The 22485-nt window shown below is 59.6% G+C and carries 27 protein-coding genes; 21 read left to right on the top strand and 6 right to left on the bottom strand.

Annotated elements, in window-relative coordinates:
- Window positions 1–4: 4 nt before the first annotated feature.
- Complete coding sequence (locus AB7783_RS22050) at window positions 5–1573, bottom strand: AMP-binding protein (protein WP_441278806.1); 1569 nt, start codon at window positions 1571–1573, stop codon at window positions 5–7.
- A 149-nt stretch (window positions 1574–1722) separates the two neighbouring features.
- Window positions 1723–2136, bottom strand: coding sequence for a VOC family protein (locus AB7783_RS22045; RefSeq protein ID WP_320445961.1), 414 nt, complete (start codon window positions 2134–2136; stop codon window positions 1723–1725).
- A gap of 154 nt (window positions 2137–2290) precedes the next feature.
- On the opposite strand from AB7783_RS22045, the gene AB7783_RS22040 reads away from it, so the two are divergent.
- Window positions 2291–3280 carry a Bug family tripartite tricarboxylate transporter substrate binding protein gene (locus AB7783_RS22040; RefSeq protein ID WP_089263420.1) on the top strand — a complete coding sequence of 330 codons (990 nt, stop codon included), beginning with the start codon at window positions 2291–2293 and terminating at the stop codon, window positions 3278–3280.
- Between the two features lie 158 nt (window positions 3281–3438).
- Window positions 3439–3696 (top strand): DUF3551 domain-containing protein, encoded by a 258-nt coding sequence (locus tag AB7783_RS22035; protein WP_309941896.1) that lies wholly within the window; start codon window positions 3439–3441, stop codon window positions 3694–3696.
- Window positions 3697–3720: 24 nt separating this feature from the next.
- Here the strand turns inward: AB7783_RS22035 and AB7783_RS22030 are convergent, their stop codons facing one another.
- Window positions 3721–4401 carry a spermidine synthase gene (locus AB7783_RS22030; RefSeq protein ID WP_439074250.1) on the bottom strand — a complete coding sequence of 227 codons (681 nt, stop codon included), beginning with the start codon at window positions 4399–4401 and terminating at the stop codon, window positions 3721–3723.
- 425 nt (window positions 4402–4826) lie between these two features.
- On the opposite strand from AB7783_RS22030, the gene AB7783_RS22025 reads away from it, so the two are divergent.
- Together AB7783_RS22025 and hutH are read left to right on the top strand one after the other, a co-directional pair.
- Entirely contained in the window at window positions 4827–5156 is a 330-nt protein-coding gene (locus tag AB7783_RS22025) for a GCG_CRPN prefix-to-repeats domain-containing protein (protein ID WP_231078751.1), read from the top strand.
- A 160-nt stretch (window positions 5157–5316) separates the two neighbouring features.
- On the top strand, window positions 5317–6843 hold the full coding sequence (gene hutH / locus AB7783_RS22020) for a histidine ammonia-lyase (protein WP_441278805.1): 1527 nt from the start codon (window positions 5317–5319) through the stop codon (window positions 6841–6843).
- A 15-nt stretch (window positions 6844–6858) separates the two neighbouring features.
- Here the strand turns inward: hutH and fliI are convergent, their stop codons facing one another.
- From fliI to AB7783_RS22005, 3 genes are read right to left on the bottom strand one after another with little or no spacing between them, the layout of a single operon-like run.
- The gene (gene fliI, locus AB7783_RS22015; protein ID WP_089263423.1) at window positions 6859–8190 is read right to left on the bottom strand and encodes a flagellar protein export ATPase FliI; all 1332 of its coding nucleotides are present in this window, start codon (window positions 8188–8190) and stop codon (window positions 6859–6861) included.
- 28 nt (window positions 8191–8218) lie between these two features.
- Window positions 8219–8989 carry a flagellar basal-body rod protein FlgF gene (flgF, locus tag AB7783_RS22010; protein WP_089263424.1) on the bottom strand — a complete coding sequence of 257 codons (771 nt, stop codon included), beginning with the start codon at window positions 8987–8989 and terminating at the stop codon, window positions 8219–8221.
- A gap of 1 nt (window position 8990) precedes the next feature.
- Entirely contained in the window at window positions 8991–9773 is a 783-nt protein-coding gene (locus tag AB7783_RS22005) for a DUF1217 domain-containing protein (RefSeq protein ID WP_089263696.1), read from the bottom strand.
- Between the two features lie 154 nt (window positions 9774–9927).
- Here AB7783_RS22005 and motA point away from each other — a divergent pair, with 154 nt between their 5' ends.
- The 17 genes from motA (at window position 9928) to AB7783_RS21920 (ending at window position 22402) form a co-directional block, all read left to right on the top strand.
- Window positions 9928–10833 (top strand): flagellar motor stator protein MotA, encoded by a 906-nt coding sequence (gene motA, locus AB7783_RS22000; RefSeq protein ID WP_256461226.1) that lies wholly within the window; start codon window positions 9928–9930, stop codon window positions 10831–10833.
- On the top strand, window positions 10833–11768 hold the full coding sequence (locus AB7783_RS21995; protein WP_089263426.1) for a FliM/FliN family flagellar motor switch protein: 936 nt from the start codon (window positions 10833–10835) through the stop codon (window positions 11766–11768). Before motA ends, AB7783_RS21995 begins: the two co-directional genes overlap by 1 nt.
- A complete protein-coding gene (locus AB7783_RS21990) occupies window positions 11749–12033 on the top strand; it encodes a hypothetical protein (RefSeq protein WP_089263427.1) in 285 nt (94 codons plus the stop codon). Before AB7783_RS21995 ends, AB7783_RS21990 begins: the two co-directional genes overlap by 20 nt.
- 33 nt (window positions 12034–12066) lie before the next feature.
- Complete coding sequence (fliN, locus tag AB7783_RS21985; RefSeq protein WP_089263428.1) at window positions 12067–12465, top strand: flagellar motor switch protein FliN; 399 nt, start codon at window positions 12067–12069, stop codon at window positions 12463–12465.
- Window positions 12466–12477: 12 nt separating this feature from the next.
- The gene (locus AB7783_RS21980) at window positions 12478–13515 is read left to right on the top strand and encodes a flagellar motor switch protein FliG (protein WP_089263429.1); all 1038 of its coding nucleotides are present in this window, start codon (window positions 12478–12480) and stop codon (window positions 13513–13515) included.
- A 12-nt stretch (window positions 13516–13527) separates the two neighbouring features.
- A complete protein-coding gene (gene flhB, locus AB7783_RS21975) occupies window positions 13528–14604 on the top strand; it encodes a flagellar biosynthesis protein FlhB (protein ID WP_089263430.1) in 1077 nt (358 codons plus the stop codon).
- A gap of 93 nt (window positions 14605–14697) precedes the next feature.
- Window positions 14698–15075, top strand: coding sequence for a flagellar basal body rod protein FlgB (gene flgB, locus AB7783_RS21970; RefSeq protein ID WP_089263431.1), 378 nt, complete (start codon window positions 14698–14700; stop codon window positions 15073–15075).
- 11 nt (window positions 15076–15086) lie between these two features.
- On the top strand, window positions 15087–15503 hold the full coding sequence (gene flgC / locus AB7783_RS21965) for a flagellar basal body rod protein FlgC (RefSeq protein ID WP_089263697.1): 417 nt from the start codon (window positions 15087–15089) through the stop codon (window positions 15501–15503).
- 2 nt (window positions 15504–15505) lie between these two features.
- Window positions 15506–15826: a flagellar hook-basal body complex protein FliE gene (locus AB7783_RS21960; RefSeq protein WP_068729891.1), complete on the top strand. Its 321-nt coding sequence runs from the start codon at window positions 15506–15508 to the stop codon at window positions 15824–15826.
- 9 nt (window positions 15827–15835) lie between these two features.
- Entirely contained in the window at window positions 15836–16624 is a 789-nt protein-coding gene (gene flgG, locus AB7783_RS21955) for a flagellar basal-body rod protein FlgG (RefSeq protein ID WP_089263432.1), read from the top strand.
- A gap of 24 nt (window positions 16625–16648) precedes the next feature.
- Entirely contained in the window at window positions 16649–17125 is a 477-nt protein-coding gene (gene flgA, locus AB7783_RS21950; RefSeq protein ID WP_093757673.1) for a flagellar basal body P-ring formation chaperone FlgA, read from the top strand.
- A complete protein-coding gene (gene flgI, locus AB7783_RS21945; RefSeq protein ID WP_176454519.1) occupies window positions 17125–18225 on the top strand; it encodes a flagellar basal body P-ring protein FlgI in 1101 nt (366 codons plus the stop codon). Before flgA ends, flgI begins: the two co-directional genes overlap by 1 nt.
- Before the next feature lie 66 nt (window positions 18226–18291).
- Window positions 18292–18948 carry a MotE family protein gene (locus AB7783_RS21940; RefSeq protein WP_244558224.1) on the top strand — a complete coding sequence of 219 codons (657 nt, stop codon included), beginning with the start codon at window positions 18292–18294 and terminating at the stop codon, window positions 18946–18948.
- Window positions 18949–18953: 5 nt separating this feature from the next.
- Window positions 18954–19649 carry a flagellar basal body L-ring protein FlgH gene (gene flgH / locus AB7783_RS21935; RefSeq protein WP_089263698.1) on the top strand — a complete coding sequence of 232 codons (696 nt, stop codon included), beginning with the start codon at window positions 18954–18956 and terminating at the stop codon, window positions 19647–19649.
- 12 nt (window positions 19650–19661) lie between these two features.
- A complete protein-coding gene (locus tag AB7783_RS21930) occupies window positions 19662–20147 on the top strand; it encodes a flagellar basal body-associated FliL family protein (protein ID WP_441278804.1) in 486 nt (161 codons plus the stop codon).
- Entirely contained in the window at window positions 20144–20878 is a 735-nt protein-coding gene (fliP, locus tag AB7783_RS21925; RefSeq protein ID WP_068729883.1) for a flagellar type III secretion system pore protein FliP, read from the top strand. Before AB7783_RS21930 ends, fliP begins: the two co-directional genes overlap by 4 nt.
- 222 nt (window positions 20879–21100) lie before the next feature.
- Entirely contained in the window at window positions 21101–22402 is a 1302-nt protein-coding gene (locus AB7783_RS21920; RefSeq protein WP_439083848.1) for a flagellin N-terminal helical domain-containing protein, read from the top strand.
- Window positions 22403–22485: the final 83 nt, after the last annotated feature.

The raw sequence follows: 22485 nt of genomic DNA, 5'->3' as shown, positions 1-22485 counted from the left end.
CGCCTCAGGCCAGCAGCTTGCGCAACTCGGCCTTGGCGACTTTCTCGAGAGTTGAACGTGGCATCTCGTCCACGAAATGGATTTCGCGGGGCACTTTGAAATCCGCCAGCCCGCTCTTGCAGGCCGCCATGACATTGTCATGCAGCGCGGGTGGCGCCTGCGCGACGCCGGCATGCGGGATGATGAAAACCACCGGCACTTCATCCAGCATCGGATGTTTCTTGCCGACGACGGCCGCCTCGCGAACGCCGGGCACCGTGATGACGACTTGCTCGATCTCGGACGCGGCAACGTTCTCGCCGCCAACTTTCAGCATGTCCTTCGCACGGTCACCAAACTTGATATAGCCGCGCTCGAGTAGCGTGACGCGGTCGCCAGTGATGAAGAAGCCGTTGGTGTCGAAACTGTCTGAGGTCGCAGCTTCGTTGTGCAGATACTCCTTGAACAGCGACAGGCCGGGAATGCCCTTGATCGTGAGATTGCCGGTCTCGCCCACGGCGGTCGGCGTGCCGTCGTCATTGGTGACGCGGATGCCATATTCGGTTGCGGCGCGGCCGATGGCCATCGGCGTATTGGGCTGGTCGACCTCGCCAATAATGCCGTGGGTGATGGTCTCGGTCATGCCCCACCAGCCGACGATCTTGACGCCGAATTTGGCGAAGGCCGGCGGATTGCAGAACGAGGCTCCCCACAGACGGAAGTGATGATGCTTCGGCACGTCGTGCTCGAGCAGCGCCTTCATGCAGAACGGGATCGTCGACAGCCAGGTCGCGCGATGTTCGAGCGCCACGTTCCAGAACCGGCGCGCGGAAAAACGCGGCTGAAGCACTAGGGAGGCACCGACCCACAACGTCGACAGCATCGAATAGGCCAGCGCATTGGTATGAAACAGCGGCAGATAAGTCATATGCGTATCAAACGCATGGAGGTGCTGATGCGCGGCGTTCACCTTGCCGCCCCACAGCGCATTGGCATGGGTCCACAGCACCGCTTTGGGCCGCGATGTGGTGCCAGACGTATACTGGACGCTACAATGCGCCCACGGGTCGACCGGGCGGCGCGGGCGATCGGCGCTGTCGGCGAACAGGGATTCGAACCGCTCAGCCTTGCCCACCGCATGGCCGTCGGCCGACGCGCCGGCGTTGTGCGACGTCACCGCGATCCAGCGCAGCTTGCGGCAATTGGCGGCGACGAGTTCGGCATAGGATGGTTGCGTGATAGCGGCGACCGCGCCGCAGTGATCCGCGAAATATTCGATCTCCGCAGCCGACGAACGGGTATTCGTGGTGACCGCGATGGCGCCGAGTTCGACACAGGCGAACCAGGCCAGCAACATCTCGACGCAATTGTCGAGATGGATCAGCACATAGTCGCCCTGGACGATGCCGCGCCTGGCGAGGCCTGCGGCAAGTGCGCCGACGCGATCGTAGAATTCGCCATAGGTCCATGGCCGCGCCGGTGCATCGAATGGCGACCAGATGATGAAAGGGTGATCGCGACGCGTCTCGGCGTGCATGCGCAGCAGCCACGGCACGTCCATGCCGTCGAACGGGCCGATCGAACCGGGAATCATGGCAGGATTCGTCGCGGGGTGGGGCATGCATCCTCCGTCGAAAGCCGCCGGAGCGACCGCTTACGCGGGTGCGGCTTTCTTATTCTTGTTTTTACGGAAGATGTTGTGCCATCGGCGGCGGCGGTGCGCAAACCGCAACGCGTGCAGGATCAGCCTATTTCGTAAGACGAAATTTCAATCAGGCTGCCATCGGGATCCCGGCAATAGACCGAGCGCAAGGTGCCGCGCGCGCCCTGTTTGGCCACCGGGCCTTCCTCGATAGCAACATCGCAAGCGCCGAGATGCGCAACCACGGCGTCGGGCGGTGATGCAGTGAGAAAACAGAGGTCGTCGCTGCCGGCCATCTCATGATCCGCCGTGAACCACTCGACCTTATCGGCGCCGATCGGCCGCAGATTGATCTTTTGCGCGCCAAAACTCACCGATGTGCGCGGCAACTTGCCCGGACCGGGATCGAACACCTTCACCTCCATGCCCAGGACGCGTTGATACCAGGTGGCGGAGCGCCGGACGTCAGTGACATTCAGGACGAGATGGTCGAGGGCCGTGACGGTGAGGGACATGAAATGGTCCTTGGCGTTGCCTTGACGTTTCTTTGGGCTGGTGCCGCAGTAGTGTCGCACTGGTCGATAGTTGAATTGTTTGGTAGATACGGCCGTTGTCAATTCAACACACGCTGACCGCGCGCAAAGTTGCGGCAGCCGGAGGGAATAAAATATGACGTCACGTCGTGCCGCGATCGGTCTGATTGCGCTTGGCTTTTCTGCTTTTACTGCAACCGCTCTCGTTCCCGTCAGCTCGGCGCTGGCCGTGGATTATCCGACGCGGCCAGTACGTTTCGTTGTCGGCTATCCCGCTGGCGGTGCAACCGATATTCTAGCTCGGCTGATCGGGCAGAAGCTATCCGAGCGAACCGGTCAGCAATTCGTCGTCGAAAATAAGCCGGGCGCGGGCAACAATATCGGCACCGAATCTGTCGTGAATGCAGAACCCGACGGCTACACGATCCTGCTGGTCAATCCGGCGAACTACATCAACGCCACGCTTTATGGGAAGCTGAGCTTCAATTTCGTGCGTGATATCGCGCCTGTCGCCGCCTTCCATCGCACCGCCAATGTGATGACCGTCAACAAGGACATCACGGCGAAGACCGTCGGGGAATTCATCGCCTATGTGAAGGCCAATCCGGGCAAGGTGAACATGGCGTCGTCGGGTAACGGCACCTCGGTGCATCTATCCGGTGAGATGTTCATGATGCTGTCGGGCGCCAAGATGCAGCATGTGCCCTATCGCGGTGCTGCGCCGGCGATCACCGACATGCTCGGCGGTCAGGTCCAGGTGATCTTCGACAACATGCCGTCAATCATCCAGCATATCCGCTCGGGCAGCCTTCGTGCGCTGGCGGTGACGACCACCGAGAAGTCGTCGCTGTTGCCCGATGTGCCGACCGTCGCGGAAACCGTGCCGGGTTATGAGGCCAGCGCTTTGTTCGGCATGGGTGCGCCGAAGAAGACGCCGCCGGAGATTATCGCCAAGCTCAACGCGGACGTTAATGCGGTGCTGGCGGATCCGGCCGTCAAGGCCAAGCTGATCGATCTCGGCGGCGAACCGCTGATCGGACCGCCAGAAGCCTTCGGTAAGATGATCGTCGCGGAGACCGAGAAGTGGGAGAAAGTGGTCAAGGCTGCGGGCCTTAAGGTCGAATGAACCCATGCGGCACTATGGTGTCTAACCCTTGTGATTCCGCCAGCGTAAGCGCGTGATCACAAGACCGGGATGTACCGGAGCTTGCGGGAACGTTCATCCGCAGGCTCTGTTGCTTTCTGGGGATGTCACAGGACCGCTGCCGCGGAGGAGAAGACGTGATGCGCAATCTGATGCTGGCCGTGTTGGCTGTTGGTGGTGTTTCGGCCATGGCTTCCAGCCCTGCAGCTGCCGCCCCGGCCTATCCCTATTGCATCCAATCGCAGGCTTTTGGGACCGATTGCTCCTATCCGAGCTATGAAGCGTGCCAGGCCACCGCATCGGGTCGCGGCGTCGACTGCATCGTCAATCCGCGTCTGGCGTTCAGCCCGCAGCCCTATAGTGAACCGCGCCGCAGTCGGCGTTCGGTTGCCTATTAAAACCCATCTTCGTGGCGGCGACGGCTATGTTTTTGGCTTCGTCGCCAGCCAGATGACATGACGGGCGCCACCGCGTGTGCCGGTGGCGCGGATCTTGATTTCCTCGGCGTTGAAGCCTGCCTTGCCGAGGAGCGCCGTGAATTTGTCATATGGAAATGACGACCAGACGGCCAGTACGCCGCCCGGACTGAGCGCGGCCTGGGCCGCGCGCAACCCTTTCAGGTCATAGAGCGCATCGTTCGATTTTCGTGTCAGGCCTTCGGGCCCGTTATCGACGTCGAGCAGGATCGCATCATATTTGCCACGTGCACCAGCGATGGCTTTAACGACATCGCCTTCGACAATTTCCACACGCGGATCACTCAGGCTGTCGCCAGACAGCTCGGCCATTGGGCCACGCGCCCAGGCGACGATCGCGGGCACGAGTTCGACCACGGTGATCTTCGCCTTCGGGCCGAGCACCTTTAGCGCAGCGCGCAATGTAAAGCCCATGCCATAGCCGCCGATCAAAAGCCGCGGCGCCTTCATATCCTTGAGGCGAAAGCAGGTGAGTGTCGCCAGCGCTTCCTCGGAGCCGAACAGCCGACTGCTCATCAACTCGTTCTGGCCGAGCTTGATGGTGAACTCTTGCCCGCGCTGCATCAGGCGCAGCGGCACGCCGCCGCCGGGTACTTCGGTCGTATCGATCAGTTTCCAGGGTAGCACGGGTGTCTTTCATCAAGCGATTGCGCGGCGGCCCGTGGTAGCGCGAGAACCGAGCTCCACGCAACTCAGCTATCATGCAAAGGCCTTGCGGCAATTGAAGTCGCTCGTGTCGCAGCACTTCGATCGCAGCGGGATCGGATGCAGGGTTCCGGTCTCTGGAATAGCTCCAACACGTCGCTGCATCTTCGTTTAAAGGGAACTACACTGATGTAGCACTTCGCGCGGCAGCTCCGTTCGCCGTTCTTAACGGGCGGATAACTAACCGAACGGGTTGTGCCGGTGCATTGATAGAACGGAATTGCCAACGGTATCTGGTGCCTCTAAGCAGAATGAAGACCAATGCATCTTCGGGTTGCGCATCGCGCGGCAAGGCGAAGACGCTTTCGTCGGGGCCGAGTGATCTTCAACTCATCGAGAGGAATAGAATGACCAAAATTCTGCACATGATGGCGGCATGTCTCGTCGCCATGTTCATCGTCTCGACGCAGGCAAGTGCTGCGCCGATGATGGGCCAGAGCATCGCTGTCGAAGCGCACGTGATCCCGGTTGCGGGTGGTTGCGGTCCGAACGGCTGGCGCGGTCCCTATGGTGGCTGCCGCTATACGCCTTATTACGGCCCGCTCCCAGGCGGCTATTATCAGGAAGCTCCCGTGATGGGTAACGGCTGCCCTCCCGGTTACTGGCGCGGTCCGTGGGGCCACTGCCGCAACACGCCCTATCACGGCAACCTGCCGGGCGGCGGCTGGAAGCCATAAGCCAAACGTGACGCTGCGTCGCACGTCGCAGCCCACGGTCTGACTGTCGATCAGCTGAAAGGCCAGCCGCACGGCTGGCCTTTTTGTTGTGCGCAAACATTGAAGCGCAGCGTTGAATGTGTTGCCTTGGGCCATCTACGGATGGCCTGGAGACACTTTAATGACGATGCGTTTCACACCGGGTACGGTGACGCTGGCGGACTGGCGGTCGATCTATAGGGGGGCAGTACCGGTTCTCGATGACAGCTGTATTCCACGCATCAATGCTAGTGTTGAGGCAGTTGCCCGGATCGTCGCCAAGGGCGAACCCGTCTATGGCATCAATACAGGCTTCGGAAAGCTTGCTCATGTCGGCATAGCAGCCGAAAGCATCACGGCCCTCCAGAAAAACATCGTGCTGTCACATTGCGTGGGCGTCGGCGATCCAGCGCCAGCGCCGGTGGTGCGGCTGATGATGTGCCTCAAGCTTGCGAGCCTGGCACAGGGTTTCTCCGGCGTCCGCATGGAGACGGTCCAGTTGCTCAGCGCCATGATTGCGCATGACATCACGCCCATCGTGCCCGCGCAGGGATCAGTCGGTGCCTCCGGCGATCTGGCCCCGCTCGCGCATATGGCGTCGGTCATGATCGGCGTCGGCGAGGCGCTGACGACGTCCGGGCGATTGCCGGCGACGGAGGCGCTCGCTAGTGCGGGTGTGCAGCCGATCGAGCTGCGGGCCAAGGAAGGACTGGCGCTGCTGAACGGCACGCAGTTCTCGACGGCCTATGCACTGGCGGGATTGTTCGAGGCCGAAATCCTATTCAGGACCGCACTCGTCAGTGGTGCCTTGTCCACCGACGCCGCGCGTGGCTCGGATACGCCGTTCGATCCACGCATCCATCAACTGCGCAAACATGAAGGGCAGATCGTGTCGGCCCAGGCATTGAAGGAACTTCTCGCCGGCAGCGCGATTCGCGAGTCGCACCGCACCGGCGACGTCCGTGTTCAGGATCCTTATTGCCTCCGCTGTCAGCCGCAGGTGATGGGCGCCGCGCTGGACGTTTTGCGACAAGTGGCCACCACGCTTCTCACTGAAGCGAATGGCGTCTCTGACAACCCTCTGGTCTTTGCCGACGACGATATCGCGATCTCCGGTGGCAATTTTCATGCGGCGCCGGTTGCTTTTGCGGCGGATATGATGGCGCTTGCGATCTGCGAGATCGGATCGATCTCTGAGCGCCGGATCGCCATGCTGGTGGATCCGGTGCTATCCGGTGTGCCCGCGTTCCTGACACCGAAGCCGGGGCTTAATTCCGGTTTCATGATCGCGCAAGTGACGGCCGCGGCGCTGGTATCTGAGAACAAGCAGCGGGCCTATCCGGCCAGCGTCGATTCGATTCCGACATCGGCCAATCAGGAAGATCATGTTTCGATGGCGGCGCATGCGGCACGGCGGCTGTTGCCGATGATCGAGAATGCGATGGCCGTCATTGCCATCGAGCTGCTGGCGGGCGCGCAAGGCTGTGATTTCCATGCGCCGCTCAAGTCCAGCGATCGTCTGGAAAACGTTCGAGCACGGATCCGGGCAGACGTCGCCCATCTCGACGAGGATCGATATTTTCACGACGACATTCAGAAGTCGCTGCGCCTTGTGCGATCCGGTGCGATCGTCGCGGCAGCGAATCTCGATACGATCCCGGGTGTCTAGAACGCGGGAGCGCAGTTACCCGATTGCGGTCTTGATCACGCTGAGCAATTCCTGGAACGGCTCGGCGCAGGACGGGTCGGTCGGGTGCTGTTGCAGCACGTCGTAGATCTTGGGCACGAGCTGGACGGCCTGATCGAGTTCACTGTCGCGGCCGGGCTGATAGCCGCCCATCAGGCGAAGGTCGCGGGTGTCCTCAAAGCGGGCGATCATGGCGCGCAGCTTACGCACCAGATTAGCTTCCTCCGGCGACCACACATGCTGGCCGAGGCGCGAGACCGATGACAGCACATTGACGGCCGGATAGCGGCCCTGATCGGCAACGTCGCGGTCGAGCATGATGTGCCCGTCCAGTGTACCACGCACCGTATCCGCCACAGGTTCGTTGTGATCGTCACCATCGACCAGCACGGCAAACACGCCCGTAATGGAGCCCTGGCCTTCGAGGCCCGGTCCCGAACGCTCCAGCAGCCGCGGAAGTTCGCTGAAGACACTCGGCGCATAGCCGCGTGCGATCGCCGGCTCGCCGGTAGCGAGCGCGACTTCACGGGATGCGTGGGCGAAGCGCGTTACCGAATCGACGATCAACAGCACCGATTCACCGCGATCGCGGAAATATTCGGCGATGGTCATCGCTGTCTTCGGCGCCAGTCGACGCATCATCGGGCTTTCGTCGCTCGTCGAGACGACTGTGATCGCGCGGGTCTTGTGATGGACCAGCGATTCTTCGAGAAATTCACGTACTTCTCGTCCACGCTCGCCGACCAGTGCAGTGACTACCGTGTCGAAGCCGGCGCTGCGTGCCAGCATCGAAAGAAGGGTGGTTTTGCCGACGCCGGAACCGGCGAAAATGCCGATGCGCTGGCCGATACAGAGCGGTGTGAAGAGATCCACGACGCGGACGCCGGTACGGAGCGGCTTGCTCACGCGGGAGCGGCTCATCGCCGGTGGGGGATTGGCATCCGTTTGCATCTCGCGCTCGCCGACCGGCATGTCGCCGGCGCCATCCAGTGGCTCACCAAGGGCATTGATGACGCGACCTTTCCAGGCCGGATGTGGAGACAGCGTCTTGGGAGGCATTCGGAAGGCGGGAACGCCGAGGCCGGCAGCAAAGTGGGAATCGAACGGTTTGGCCGTTACGCCGTCAGTATCGATCCGCACGACCTCACCGAGATGAACCTGCTTGTCGATTTCCAGTCCGATCAATTCACCGAGCCTGACATAGCGCGACAGGCCGGAGACGCGAAAATGCGTCGGCGTCACCTCGGACACCATGCCACCGACACGAACCGTGGGCACGTCCCTGCGCAGGGTTGCGATGGTCGATTCGAGTTTTTCAAGCGCGTTCATCGAGCTCTCCCGCCGGTCACATCAGGCATCAGGCTTTTGGATCGCCCAGCGTGCGAATGGCGTTCTGCATGGTACTTTCGGAATTGTCGATCAATGAGCTGACGCTCTGGAAGGTGCGCTGTGCGGTCATCATCTGTGTGAGTTCTGTCAGAGGATCGACATTTGATCCTTCGACGTAGCCCTGCTGAAAGCCGACCGTGACGAAATCGAGCGCAGTGGTCGCCGGCTTGCTCGGAATCACGCCCGACGTTCCGAATCGTTCCAGCTTTGCGTCCGGGGCGATATCGAACAGGCCGAGCTGACCGACCTGGATGCGACCCTGCGAAATGGTGCCATCGCGCACAATCGTTAGCGGGCCAGCATCGGGATCGACGATGATCGGCGTGCCGCCAGAATCGAGGATTGGATAGCCGGTGAGGGTCTGAAGCTGCCCGTTGATGTCGATCTGCATGCGGCCATCGCGCGTATAGACGGTGCCGTTCGGCCCAGCAAACGCCATCCACGTCGTGTGGCCGGGATCGGGGCCGCCGGGGTACGCGGCCATGCTATTTCCGGTGATCGCCACGTCCAGGGTATTGCCAGTCTGGGTAATAGCGCCTTCCTTGCGCGAGATAAAGTTTTCGCCGGGCGAGGAGAACGCGACCGCCTGCGTTGCTGCGCGCGACATTGCAGTCTCGAACTTCACCGCGTCGGCACGGAACGCGGCGGTTTTCATATTGGCCATGTTGTTGGCAATGGTTTCGAGTCGCTTCTCAAGCGAGACCTGGGCCGAGAGGCTGACATAGAGCGCTGATTGCATTTTATCGTCCGATTTTCAGGTTCTGCAGGGTGGTCAGCACGTCCGTGCTGAGGCCCATTTCTAGCGGCTGCGTGATAAGGGTGCTTGAAGCCGATTGGGCGGTGGACGTTCCGTTCTCCATCTCCCACATCACCGAAAAACGCTGCAGGAACGACTGCAGCTTTTCGGGGGTCTGGAAATCCGCGATGCCGACTTTCGCGCTGAGCATATTCGCCTGTTTGTCGACATCCGCCATCGAGGTCATCGGTGAGATGCCAAGCGCGATCTGGGCGACCTTGATCAACGCCGGATCAGCGAGAATCTGATAGATGCTGGTGATCTTGGGCGCCTTGCGCTCGAAATAGAGTGCCAGACGAACGCCTTCATTTTGCGATCCGGCGTCTTCCTCGAGTTGCTGCCGAACGTATTTCTCGACGGTGCCGACCTGCGCGGCGGTCGTGCTCGTCGCCTGGTCACCCAGCTTGGCGAAGTCGAATGCGGTGGCGAATTCGCGGTAGCGGGCGTCGGAAAGCTTGTTGGCGAATGTGGTCGAGCTGGCAACACCTTCCGTAAGAACCTTGCGCATGAACGCCTTGGCATAGGTCATGTCGCTCAACCCGTACGCCTTCATGGCATAGCTGAACAACCGATAGTCGCCGATGAATTCGTCGATCGTATTCACATCGCGGATGTGTGACAGGTAGTATTCTGTGTCCTTCGACACGTCCGGCTTCTCCATCGTCTGCTGCAACGATTTGACGATATTCTTGGAGATCAGCTGGTAGCTTGCGATTGTCGAGACCATCGGCAGTGGGTTCCCAGTCTGCGGGCGCATGCGGCGAGACTGGCCTCAAACTCCCCGCACAAGCTTGCGCGGGGCTGGCCGGCGCAGGCCGATGTCAGCCTCGTGCAAGCATCGTTGCCTAAGTGAATCGTATCCTCAATTTGGAGCGGTGCGCTTGAGCATTCTCTTTGGCGTCATTATCACACTCGCCAGTCTGATCGGCGGCTTCACCGCGATGGGCGGGCATCTCAGCGTGATATGGCAGCCCTGGGAGTTCGTCATCATCATGGGGATGTCGCTGGGCACCTATGTCATTGCGAATCCCTGGAAAACTGTGGTCGACACCGGCCGCGCCACCGTGCAGGCGTTGACGGTCGCAGTGCCGAAGCAACGCCATTACCTCGATCTGCTCGGGCTTCTGCATTCTCTGATGCGTGAGGTACGAAACAAGGGTCGCAACGAGGTGGAAGCTCATATCGACGATCCATCATCGTCAGAAATATTCACTGCCTTCCCGACCGTTCTCGCCAATGAGCCGCTTCTGCACTTCATCTGCGACTACTTCCGCCTGATCATCATGGGCAGCGCGCGGCCGCATGAGATCGAAGCGCTGATGGACGAGGAAATCGAAACCATCATTCGCAGCAAGATGAAACCATATGGCTCGCTGATGATGGTGGCCGAAGGACTGCCGGCGCTCGGTATCGTCGCCGCGGTACTCGGCGTCATCAAGGCGATGGGCGCTCTCGACCAATCCCCGAAATTGCTCGGCGGCTTCATCGGCGCAGCTCTGGTCGGCACATTTGCCGGCATCTTCTTGTCCTACGGTCTTGTCGCGCCGCTGGCCCACAAGATCAAGCTGGTGCGCGAGCAGCGCGCGCGGATGTATGTAATCGTCAAGCAGTCACTGCTCGCCTTCATGAACGGAGCCCTGCCGCAGATCGCGATCGAACACGGCCGCAAGATGATCGGCCCCGGTGAACGCCCGTCGATTGATGTCGTCGAAAGCGAAACCATCTCCGGCGGTCCCGCGAAGGCGGCACCTGCTGAATCCTCGGCGAAAGCGGGAGCACGGGCCTGATGTCAGAAGTAAAGTCAGGCCGCGTAGATCAAGGATCAGATCAACTTTTAGGGGCTGCCGGAATTTCCGTCGAACGCATGCCGATGCTGCATGTGATTTTCGACCAGATGACGAATCTTTGTGCCGAAAGCCTGCGATCCATGTCGCCCTCGCAGTCGTATTTCTCGCTGAGCAGCGTGGGCAGCGATCGCCTCTCCGATATCCTCGATCGCTATGAGGGCGAAGCCATTGCCGCGGTGTTCTATGCGCAAGCATGGGATGCGCGCATCCTGATTGGTTTCGATCGCGATTTCGTCTACACCATGATCGAGCTCCTGTTCGGCGCCGATGGTGCGGAGCCGCCGCTGGATATGCCGCGGGTATTCTCGAATGTGGAGTTGCATGTCGCGCAATCGCTGTTCGAGCGCTTTGGCAAGGCGTTGCAGGCGTCATTCGACCGCGCTTCCGACGTGACGTTCAACCTGGAACGTGTCGAGACGCGCATGGACTATCTTGCGATCGGCCGCCTCAACAACATGGCCGTGTGTGCGAAGATCCTGCTGCAGGGTCTCGATCGCGGCGGCGAGATGTTCATCGTCATTCCGCACGCAGCGCTTAATCCGATCCGGCAGTCGCTGTCGCAGATCGTATCCGGTGAGTCGGCATCCACCGATCCGAACTGGAGCCGTCAGTTGCACAGCGAGATCAAGCGGACCGAAGTGGTGCTGAAGGCGGTTCTCGAAGAGCGACAGTTTACTCTCGGCGAGGTCGCGAAATTTCACGTCGGCCAGGTGCTCAAGCTAAACGCCACGCCGGACACAATGGTTCGCCTCGAATGCAATGATCAACGCTTGTTCTGGTGCCAGCTCGGCCAGATGAATGGCGTCTATTCACTGCAGGTCAAGGAATCGGCCGACCAAAAACGGGAATTTATCGATGGTATCCTCGCTCGTTGACATCATCCTTTTTGCGGCTCTGCTCTTCACGAGCATCCGCGTTACCAAGATGCATCGTGAACTCGTGAAGTTGCGCGCACATCAGGGGGAGTTCACTGCGGTGGTCGGCAAGACCAACGAGACGGTGGACGACATGGTAGTGATGGTACGCGAATTCAGTTCGGACGGACGGCAAATGGTTCAGGCGCTTGGCGACAAAATAGATGAGGCGCGCAAGGCCATCGCGGAAATCGATACGCGCACTGCGGCACAAAATCCGGCTTAGGCCACGATCTGAGTTTTCAAGAAGGCAGGGGATATGAAGCAACCATTCGATATCGATCCGGTAAGCGCAGCGACCGCTACAGGCGCCGACCCGCTCAAGGCTGACGGCGCGTCGTTCGGAAAACTGGCAGATCTTGCAGCTCGCGCTGCCGAGGAAACCAGCCGGCTGACAAATCTTGAACCTATCCTGCGCATCCCGGTCACGGTGCAGGTGCTGCTCGGCTCAGCGACCATGCCGGTCGCGGATCTGATGAAGCTTGGCCGCGGCGCGGTGATCCCGCTTGATCACCGTGTGGGCGAACCTGTCGAGGTCGTCGTCAACGGACGCATCGTCGCGCGCGGCGCGGTCGTTGTCGTGGAAGATGAAAATTCGCGTTTCGGTGTATCGCTGACGGAAATCGTCGGAGGAGCGGCCGGGGATCCGGACGCTTAAAGAGATTTTCCCATGGCATTCAATGCACCTGCTAAGCGCGCCGGCACCAGCATCAAACCGCTGGGTGGCACCGAGAAGGCGGCGGCTCTTTTGCTGGCAATGGGGCGTGAGCTCTCGGGCGGCCTGCTTCGGGAGTTCGATCCCGAAGAGATCAAACTGGTCACGCGGGCTGCGGCTGAGCTCAAGCCCATCTCAGGGCCTGAGCTCGAAGCGATCATCGAGGAATTCGCTCAGAATTTCTCGGAAGGTCCGAATATCTTTGGCACTGTCGGCGAGCTGGAGAAGCTGCTGAATGGCGTGCTGCCGCCGGACCAGATCACTGACATCATTTCCGAAGTTCTGGGCAACAAGACCAAGTCAGTTTGGGAGCGCATCTCTCTCGTCTCGGAAAGCCTGCTTGCCAACTATCTTCTCAAGGAGCATCCGCAAACCGCTGCACTCATTCTCTCGCGGGTGAAGCCGGCATGTGCTGCCCGCGTGATGAGTCATCTTCCGCCGGATATCCGGCACGACCTGATGCGGCGCATGCTCAGCCTCAAGCCTGTTGTCGAGGATGCCATGGGCATTATCGAGAAAACGATGCACGAAGACTTCATGATCAATTTCGCTCGAAACCTGGCGTCCGACACCTATCCGCGCATGGCTGACATCATCAACAAGATGGAGCGGACGCAGATGGAGGAATCGCTGAAGAACCTCACCGAATCGCGACCGAAGTCCGCCGAAATTCTGAAGGGCATGCTGTTTACCTTCGACGATATCGTCAACCTCACGGCCAAGGCACGCATGCTGATCTTCGATCAGGTGCCGACCGATCGCGTGGTGATGGCGCTCAAGGGATCGGATACAACATTCCGCGAGCTCATTCTGTCGTCGCTCGCCTCGCGCACCCGCCGTCTGGTGGACCACGAACTGGCAAACGGTATTCCTGCGAATCAGCGTGAGATCCTGGACGCGCGGCGCGCCATTACCGACCTTGCGCTCGATATGGCCGGACGCGGCGAAATCGAACTCAATCCCGATCAAGAAGATCAGCCGGTATTCACCTAAAGATAGAGCATTGTGTCTGACGAACCCGATAAGGACAGTAAAACCGAAGAGGCGACAGAGAAGAAGGTTCGTGATTCCGTCGAGAAGGGCCAAATCCCGGTCTCGCGCGAAGCGCCGATTTTCGCCTCGATGCTCGCGCTATTAATTATTCAAAGCTTTCTGACCACCGACAACGTGAGAAAGCTGACATTCACTTTAGCCCGATTGATCGACGATCCGTCGGGCATCCGCATCCGTAATGGAACGGATGCTATCGAGTTGCTCTCGGCGGTCGGTATGAGTGCGGCGGGACTGGTTATTCCGATTGTTATCGTCCTGATGCTGGCCGGGCTGGCGTCATCTTTCCTGCAGAACGCACCGCGAATTGTGTTCGATCGCATCCAGCCGGAAGCCTCGCGCATCTCAATAGCGAAAGGTTGGGGCAGAATCTTCGGTGCGCAGGGACGTGTGGAATTCGGAAAGTCGGTTTTCAAGTTCGTCGCTATCAGTCTGGTCGTGATGATCGTCCTGCGGGCTGAGGAGGCCGTGGCCGTGAATGCATTGTTTAGCGATCCGGCGGCCGTTCCGGAATTGGTGCTGACTACCGCAATGCGGCTTGTCTCCGCCATCAGCATTGCGACCATTGTCCTGGTGTCGCTCGATCTCGTCTGGGCACGCTTCCATTGGCGCCGCGAACTGCGCATGACGAAGCAGGAGATCAAGGACGAGTTCAAGCAGGCCGAAGGCGATCCGATCGTCAAATCGCGGTTGCGTTCGTTGGCACGCGATCGCGCTCGCAAGTCGATGCTGGCGGCCGTTCCGCGCGCCACGCTGGTGATCGCGAATCCCACGCATTACGCGATTGCGCTGAAGTACAAGCAGGGCGAAGACGCTGCGCCGACGGTGCTTGCAAAGGGGCAGGACCTGATCGCGCTGAAGATCAGGGAAATAGCCGAGAAGAATGGTGTTCCGGTGGTGGAAGACAAGATGCTGGCGCGCTCGATGTACGATGTCGCATACATCGACAAGATGATTCCGTCGGAGTTCTTCCGCCCTGTCGCAGAAATCATCTACTTCCTGCATTCGCGAAAGCAGAAGACGAATGCGTAAGCGTTCCGCGCATGTCGTGATGCGCATCTCCAGCCTCGGACAAGTTTCCATTTGTAAACCATGATGAAGGAATCATGTTTGCCTGGGGGATAAGTGGGACCCGTCTATCTCTTCGATGTTGCCTCATCGCATGAGCGATGGCTGTCGCTGCGGCAGTCCGCAATCTCGGCGAATGTCGCCAATGCGAACACGCCGGGCTATCGCGCGCAGGACATTGAACCGTTCAACAAGATTCTCGATTCGAAAGTCGTGCCTGTGACGGTGACGTCGCCGGCGCACATCACGACCGGCTCTTCGGTTGAGGCCCAGGGCATGCGCAAGGAAAAGAGCTGGGAGACCGTTCACTCCGGCAACTCTGTCAGCCTTGAACAGGAAATGCTGAAGGCTGGCGATATCAATCGCGATTATTCGCTGAATACGGCGATCGTCAAATCGTTTCATCGCATGTTCATGACAAGCATGAAGACCTGAGGGAAATGACGATGATTGATCCGTTGCAAGCATCTGTTCAGATCGCAAGTTCCGGCCTCGAAGCGCAGTCGACCCGCTTGCGTGTCGTGTCGGAGAACCTTGCTAACGCCAATTCAACCGGGCGCACGCCAGGCTCGGATCCGTATCGCCGCAAGACCACGACCTTCACAGCCGAGATGGACCGTGCCGCTGGTGTGCGCATGGTCAAGGTGAAGGATGTCGGAACCGATCAGGCGCCGTTCCGCGTGGACTATGAGCCAGGCCACCCGGCTGCCGATCCAACGGGTTATGTAAAGTTGCCCAATGTGAACTCGTTGATTGAAATGGGCGACATGCGGGAAACCAACCGGTCCTTCGAGGCCAACCTACAGGTCATCAAACAAGTGAGATCCATGGTGTCGATGACCATCGATCTCTTGAGGAGCTAACCATGCTTGAAGCGGTATCCTCAGTCATCAGCAGTGCTGGTGAGCTCGCCAAAACCAGCGAAGTCATCAATTCCGCGACACCCGCGGTGCAGCCCGGTGCGGCCACCGTCGGTTTCAACAACGTCCTCGAACAGGTCGCAGCCGATGCCATCGGTTCGATCAAGGCCGGCGAAGCCGCGTCAATCCAGTCCATCCACGGCAAGCTCTCGGCACAGAAGGTGGTCGAGGCGGTCATGTCTGCCGAACGGTCATTGCAGATGGCTGTCGCCGTCCGCGACAAGGTCGTTCAGGCGTATCAAGAAGTCAGCCGAATGGCGATTTGAGGTTTAATCATGAGAGCTCTGGCCATTGCTGCCACCGGTATGGGCGCGCAGCAGCTTAATGTCGAAGTGATCGCGAACAATATCGCGAATATCAATACGACCTCGTACAAGCGCTCCCGCGCGGAGTTCACCGATCTGTTCTATCAGATCGACCGCGCACAGGGCGTGCCCAACCGAAGCGGTGAGGGTGCGGTGCCCGAAGGCGCGAAGCTCGGTCTAGGCGTCCGTTCGGCTGCCGTGCGCAAGCTGCATCTGCAGGGCGCAATGGCGCAGACTGGCAACACATATGACATGGCCATCAATGGCCGCGGCTGGTTCCAGATTGCTGGCCCCAATGGAGAGACACTCTACACACGTGCCGGTGCATTCAACCTGAATGAAAACCGCCAGCTGGTGACGCCTGATGGCTATCTGGTGACGCCTGCGATCATTGTCCCGCAGAACGCTGTGGATGTCACTGTGAACGAGTCCGGCCAGGTCTTTGCGAAGGTCGACGGGACCGTTGCGCCTGTTCAGCTCGGGCAACTCTCGCTTGCGAACTTCTCCAATGAAGCCGGTCTGGACCCACTCGGCGGAAATCTCTATCGCGAGACGGTCTCATCCGGCGTGCCAGTTGTCGGTTTCGCGGGCGACATTGGCTACGGCAAGCTGCATCAACACTATCTCGAGAGCTCGAACGTCGATCCGGTGAAGGAAATCACCGAGCTGATCTCGGCGCAGCGTTCCTATGAAATGAACTCAAAAGTCATTCAGGCGGCTGACGAGATGGCATCAACCATCTCGAAGGGCATGCGGTAATCCACAGAACGGGATCTCGGCCTGATGCGCGCAGTTACCATCATTACCCGCTGGGTCGTGAGCCTCGTGCTCGCGGCCGGCATCACGGGCGTCGCAAATGCTGCGGAAGATGCCGTCCGCTATCCCGTGCCGGCCACGGCGATCTATCCCGGTGACGTCATCCGGGATGAGATGATCATGGATCGCAATTTTGCGCCCAATATTCAGGGCGCAAGTGCCTTCATCAACGACCGTGCGTCCCTCGTTGGCCGCATTGCGCGTCGTACACTGTTGGCGGGGCACCTGATTCCGATCAACGGTCTCGAAGATCTGAAGGCCGTCACCCGCGGCGCTGTGGTGAAGGTGCTCGTCGAGGATGATGGACTCATTATCGTCACCTATGCAACATCCCTGCAGTCCGGCAGTGCCGGCATGATGGTGCAGCTTCGCAACCTCGATACCGGCGTCACTATCCGGGGCATCGTCCAGCAGGACGGATCAGTACGGATTCAGAACGGATGATGCTGCGTCTCCTTTGTGGTCTCCTGCTTTCGCTTTCGATCTCGGCGGCAGATGCCGCTGTGCGTGTGAAGGACATCGCCAATCTCAAGGGCGTGCGGGAAAACCAAATCCTCGGCTATGGCCTTGTGATCGGCCTCAAGGGCACCGGTGACACGTTGCGCAACGCGCCGTTCACCGAACAATCGTTGCAATCGATGCTCGACAATATGGGCATCAATATCCGTGGCACCTCGTTGCGCACGCGCAACGTGGCCGCCGTCGTTGTGACGGCCGACCTGCCGCCGTTCGTCGCAGGTGGTTCGCGAATCGACGTCGCGATCTCGTCGCTGGGCGACGCGTCATCCTTGCTTGGCGGAACGCTGGTGATGACACAATTGCGCGGCGCTGATGGTGAAACCTATGCCGTCGCGCAAGGCGCTATCGCCGTTGGCGGCTACAACGTCGAAGGCGCCGCACAAACGCTCAGCCAGGGTGTGGCCACGGCTGGCCGCATCCCAAATGGTGCGCTGATCGAACGAGAGGTTAAGGGCCGCTTCAGCGAGATGGAATCGCTCATTCTTGAGCTAAAGAATCCGGATTTCGTCACCGCAACGCGTATCATGGACGCGATCAACGCACATAGCAGCGGCCGTTACCAGAAGGTCGTGGCCTTCGAGCGCGATTATCGCACCATCGTGCTGTCGCGCCCACGCTCGACCGCGCCGGTGCGGTTTATCGCCGAAATCGAGGAGCTGCTGGTCGAGCCGGATTCGCCGGCGCGAGTGGTGGTCGACGAACGCACGGGAACGGTGGTCATCGGCCGGAATGTACAGATTTCGACGGTAGCGGTCACCCACGGAAATCTGTCGGTGCGAATCACCGAAGCGCCGATCGTGTCGCAACCGTCGCCGTTTGCCCGTCGTGGCGAGACCGTGGTGGTGCCGCAGACCTTCATCGAAGCGAACGAGCCAGGCGCCAAAATCGCGATTCTGCGCGGCGCCGATTTGCAGCGTCTGGTGCGTGGTCTCAATCAGATCGGGCTGAAGCCGCAGGGGATCATCGCGATCTTGCAGGCGATCAAGGCGGCCGGTGCGCTTCAGGCGGAACTCGTCATCCAGTAAGGCGCGGGTCAGCGTCACGCAAGCCAAAGCGTGCAACGCTCGCTCAGCTGAATCACGAGAACACGAATGGCGCGCGTCGCAAATCGATCGATCAAGTTTCTCATGCTGGTCGGTATGGTGCTGTCCACACAGGCATCGGCCGAACCCGAGCAGAAGCTCTCAAAGCCGCTGAACCTCGGTGAATTTGCAAAGACACCGCAAGTCGCGCGCCCACGCCCGGCTGCCAACAAGCAGGACCCGGTGGTGCGTCCGCCAGCCGATTCGGCGCTGATCACGGGCGCAATTGACAAAAAGGATAGCGCAGCCGCGAACTCCCAGGAATCCGACGTCGCGCGCTTTTGCAGCAATATCGCAGACCAGGCACTCGATGCCCGGGTGGCGTGGCAGCAGAAAGAGCTGGAAGCGACGGAATCCAAGCTGAAGCTGCGCATTGCCGAACTTGAGGCCAAGCGTGCCGAATATGAGGAATGGCTGAAGTTGCGCGAAGAATTCCTCAAAAAGGCGGAAGATAACGTCGTCGAAATCTACTCGCGCATGAATCCGGAAGCTGCGGCGCAGCAGATTGCCAGCATGGCTGATGACACGGCAGCTGCTGTTCTCGCCAAGCTGCGCGTTCGCGTTGCCAGCGCGATCCTCAATGAAATGGAACCGGCACGTGGCGCACATCTCGCTGACACGCTTGCCGGGATGCGTCGCACCGACGACGGGAAAGCCAAGAAATGATGTGGTTGAGAGTGATTCTGATTCCGGTCGCACTGTCGTGCCTGACCGGTTGCGCCAGTAATCTCGCCGAGGTTGGCCAGGCGCCCTACATGTCGCCGATCGGCAACGGTATGCAGGTTGATGCGCGCGCAATTCCGATCGAGCGGCGCGCGTATCGTAGCGCGGGCCCTCACTCGATCTGGAATGACCGCAAGGACCTCTATCGTGATTCGCGGGCAACGCGGGTCGGCGATCTTCTGACCGTGAATATTCTGATGAACGACAAGGCGATTCTCGACAACAAGACGGATCGGTCGCGGGACTCGCAGATCAAGGTGGAGTCCGACTATTCGGCCAATATTGCCAAATGGCTATCGGCCGGAAATTTCGACACCAACGTCAAATCCCAATCATCGAACAAGGGCGCTGGCAAGATCGACCGCAATGAAGAAGTGCGCTTCTCGGTGGCCGCAGTCGTTGTCGATGTGTTGCCGAACGGAAATCTCCTGGTTAGCGGCTCGCAGGAGATGCGCGTCAATTACGAAATGCGCATCGTCAATGTCGGCGGCATCGTGCGCCCGATCGACATCAGCCGCAACAACACCATCGCCTATGAGAAGATCGCCGAAGCCCGCATTTCGTATGGCGGGCGCGGCCGGTCCATGGAAGTGCAGCAGCCGAACTGGGGTCAACAGGTCTACGACCAGGTCGCGCCGTTCTGATGGGAATCGATCATGGCCGATAACACAGCGAATGAAGGCCAGCGCCCCGGGATCATGCAGTGGCTTGGCGCCCTGCTGCTCGTCACCGCGCTGTCGGTTGGGGCAGGAGCCCTTGCAAGCCTTCAGTTGATGTCGACGTTCCAGCGTATCAGCGAGAACCAGAAGGAGGCGCCTGAAAAACCGATCTCGTCGGCCTTCAATGCCAATGATCGTCTGCGCAAGATCACGCCCGTCGTGACCAATCTGGCGGCGCCACCAAATGCCTGGATTCGCATGGAGGCATCGATCGTGACCGATAAATTGACCGAGGAGGAGGCGAGTATCGTTGTCGCCCGCATCGGCGAGGATGTTGCAGCCTATCTACGCACGCTCACACCCGCGCAGATCGAGGGCGCCCGCGGCCTGCAATATCTGCGCGAAGACCTGAATGAGCGCGCGCTTACGCGTTCGAGCGGCAGGGTTCGTGAGTTGATTATCGAGACGCTGGTGGTGCAATGAAGCGTATCATTCCGATCCTGCTCCTGGTGCTTCTGCCGACGGCTGCAGTGGCGCAGGTTCCGGATCTGTCGACCTTGCTTCCGCAGGGCGAGGGTAGTGCGAGCGGCCGAATCATCCAGATGGTCGCGCTGCTGACGGTGCTGTCACTGGCGCCGGGCCTGCTCATCATGGTGACGAGCTTCACGCGCTTCGTCGTCGCACTCTCATTCCTGCGCACAGGGCTTGGCCTGCAAACCACGCCGGCCAATATCGTGATGATCAGCCTTGCGCTGTTCCTCACATTCTATGTGATGGCACCGACCTTCGATCGCGCGTGGCAGAACGGCCTTCAACCCCTGATGAAGAATGAGATCACAGAGCAGGAAGCCTATTCGCGTGTCACAGATCCGTTTCGGGATTTCATGCTGCAGCACGTACGTGAAAAGGATCTGCAAACCTTCGAGAACCTTGCTGCCGAAAGTATGAAGATCAAACTCGAAGGTCAGCGGATCGATCTGCGAATCATCATTCCGGCTTTCATGGTGTCGGAGCTTCGCCGCGCATTCGAGATCGGATTTCTTGTCGTCATGCCATTTCTGGTGATCGACATGATCGTTGCAACACTAACGATGTCGATGGGCATGATGATGATGCCGCCCACGGTATTCGCGCTACCGTTCAAGGTACTATTCTTCGTATTGATCGACGGCTGGAATTTGCTCGCAGTTGGTCTTGTGAAGTCGTTTCTCTAGATCATTTGATTCATTACGAGGTAAGTGACGAATCAAATGATCGCTGTTAACTATACGAGCGGCCGCTCCCTTCAGCTTTGGGTAAGGTTTGGCGGCTAGCTTGCAATTCACGACAGGTTGGGTCGATCAGATATCGACATTCCAAAGGCATGATGCCGCCCTCTCGTACCGGTGAAAGTCCGGTATGTCCCCAGCAAATCAATCAAATTAAAGGGACATACGATGTCTAGCTTGATGACCAACTCCCAGGCCATGACCGCGCTGCAGACTCTGCGCTCGGTCGATGCCAACCTCTCCACCACGATGAACCGCATCTCGACCGGCTATCGCGTGGCGACCGCGTCGGACAACGCCGCTTACTGGTCGATCGCTACCACGATGCGTTCGGACGTTCAGGCTCTGGGCGCCGTGCAGGACGCTCTCGGTCTCGGCGCTGCGACCATCGACACGATGTATACCGGCCTCGAAGGCACGGTCGACGTCGTCTCGTCGATCAAGGAAAAACTGGTTGCTGCCCGTACCCCGGGTGTTGACCGCGCCAAGATCCAGAGCGAAATCACCGAACTGCAGAAGCAGCTGAAGAACACCGCCGACTCGGCCGTGTTCAACGGTGAAAACTGGATCTCGGTCGACTCGCAGGACCCCACCTACAACTCAACCAAGTCGGTCGTGTCGTCCTTCTCCCGCGCCGGCGGTGTCGTTTCGGTGGACACGCTCACCATCGACCTCGACGCCATCAAGCTCTACGATACAACGCTGGACGCGGCCTACATCACGGCTCACGCTGCCGCCACGACGACGACCCTCGTTTTCGATCCGGCCACCGTTGGTGACGCGGCGGCCGTTCCGCCGACGACCACTGGCACGATCGCTTTCGCCGTCACGCCTGCTGGTGGAACTGCCACGACGACCACGATCAACGTGTCGCAGACTTCCACGATTCAGGACGTCGCCAAGGCACTTAACGGCTTGGGCATCCAAGGCCTTACTGTTGGTGTCAATGCCGATGGCAAGACGCTCGAGATCAAGAACGGCAGCACGACCGCGATCGCCACCACCAACACCAATGGCGGCGCGACCGGCGGTACCGTCACGGCGCAGCCAGCGGCTACGGCTAACGTGGCGTCCCAAAAGGGCGTTCTCGACCAGACCTACGACGTCTACAAGAATGGTGGCTGGACTACCTTCAGCGTCGCTAATCTGGACATTTCGAAGTTCACCGATAGCGCCTCCGATCTGACTGCGCTCGAGACTTACATCTCTGGTACAGACAAAGCGCTGAGCAAGATCACCGATGCCGCCACCAATCTCGGCGCCATCAAGAACCGCATCGGTCTGCAGCAGGACTTCGTGAAGACCCTGACTGACTCGCTCGATCGCGGTATCGGCCAGCTCGTCGACGCCGACATGAACGCCGAATCGACTCGCCTCCAGGCCTTGCAGACGCAGCAGCAGCTGGGCATCCAGGCGCTGTCGATTGCCAACGCCGGCAGCCAGAGCATCCTGTCGCTGTTCCGCGGCTAATCGCTCTCGAATCGTGAATGGGAATGGCCGCGACCGTCATAGGTCGCGGCCATTTCGCTTTCCAGCTCTCCGTAACCCTCGGA

It is taken from the genome of Tardiphaga sp. 172_B4_N1_3, from assembly GCF_052076035.1.
Taxonomy (GTDB): Bacteria; Pseudomonadota; Alphaproteobacteria; order Rhizobiales; family Xanthobacteraceae; genus Tardiphaga; species Tardiphaga robiniae.
Note: the sequence above shows the minus strand (reverse complement) of the source record. Positions and strands in the feature narration are given on the sequence as shown.

Bases quoted from the DNA above. Each gene is read 5' to 3' on its own strand.
- fliI (WP_089263423.1), bottom strand. From the start codon at position 8,190: ATGAACGCGCTTGAAAAACTCGAATCGACCATCGCAACCCTGCGCAGG.
- fliN (WP_089263428.1), top strand. From the start codon at position 12,067: ATGAAGCAACCATTCGATATCGATCCGGTAAGCGCAGCGACCGCTACA.
- AB7783_RS22025 (WP_231078751.1), top strand. From the start codon at position 4,827: ATGACCAAAATTCTGCACATGATGGCGGCATGTCTCGTCGCCATGTTC.
- flgG (WP_089263432.1), top strand. From the start codon at position 15,836: ATGAGAGCTCTGGCCATTGCTGCCACCGGTATGGGCGCGCAGCAGCTT.
- AB7783_RS21930 (WP_441278804.1), top strand. From the start codon at position 19,662: ATGGCCGATAACACAGCGAATGAAGGCCAGCGCCCCGGGATCATGCAG.
- AB7783_RS22005 (WP_089263696.1), bottom strand. From the start codon at position 9,773: ATGGTCTCGACAATCGCAAGCTACCAGCTGATCTCCAAGAATATCGTC.
- AB7783_RS22050 (WP_441278806.1), bottom strand. From the start codon at position 1,573: ATGATTCCCGGTTCGATCGGCCCGTTCGACGGCATGGACGTGCCGTGG.
- AB7783_RS21990 (WP_089263427.1), top strand. From the start codon at position 11,749: ATGGTATCCTCGCTCGTTGACATCATCCTTTTTGCGGCTCTGCTCTTC.
- AB7783_RS22040 (WP_089263420.1), top strand. From the start codon at position 2,291: ATGACGTCACGTCGTGCCGCGATCGGTCTGATTGCGCTTGGCTTTTCT.
- AB7783_RS21980 (WP_089263429.1), top strand. From the start codon at position 12,478: ATGGCATTCAATGCACCTGCTAAGCGCGCCGGCACCAGCATCAAACCG.
- hutH (WP_441278805.1), top strand. From the start codon at position 5,317: ATGACGATGCGTTTCACACCGGGTACGGTGACGCTGGCGGACTGGCGG.
- flgA (WP_093757673.1), top strand. From the start codon at position 16,649: ATGCGCGCAGTTACCATCATTACCCGCTGGGTCGTGAGCCTCGTGCTC.
- AB7783_RS21920 (WP_439083848.1), top strand. From the start codon at position 21,101: ATGTCTAGCTTGATGACCAACTCCCAGGCCATGACCGCGCTGCAGACT.
- fliP (WP_068729883.1), top strand. From the start codon at position 20,144: ATGAAGCGTATCATTCCGATCCTGCTCCTGGTGCTTCTGCCGACGGCT.
- AB7783_RS21995 (WP_089263426.1), top strand. From the start codon at position 10,833: ATGTCAGAAGTAAAGTCAGGCCGCGTAGATCAAGGATCAGATCAACTT.
- AB7783_RS22045 (WP_320445961.1), bottom strand. From the start codon at position 2,136: ATGTCCCTCACCGTCACGGCCCTCGACCATCTCGTCCTGAATGTCACT.
- flgI (WP_176454519.1), top strand. From the start codon at position 17,125: ATGCTGCGTCTCCTTTGTGGTCTCCTGCTTTCGCTTTCGATCTCGGCG.
- AB7783_RS21960 (WP_068729891.1), top strand. From the start codon at position 15,506: ATGCTTGAAGCGGTATCCTCAGTCATCAGCAGTGCTGGTGAGCTCGCC.
- AB7783_RS21940 (WP_244558224.1), top strand. From the start codon at position 18,292: ATGGCGCGCGTCGCAAATCGATCGATCAAGTTTCTCATGCTGGTCGGT.
- AB7783_RS22035 (WP_309941896.1), top strand. From the start codon at position 3,439: ATGCGCAATCTGATGCTGGCCGTGTTGGCTGTTGGTGGTGTTTCGGCC.
- flgF (WP_089263424.1), bottom strand. From the start codon at position 8,989: ATGCAATCAGCGCTCTATGTCAGCCTCTCGGCCCAGGTCTCGCTTGAG.
- flgC (WP_089263697.1), top strand. From the start codon at position 15,087: ATGATTGATCCGTTGCAAGCATCTGTTCAGATCGCAAGTTCCGGCCTC.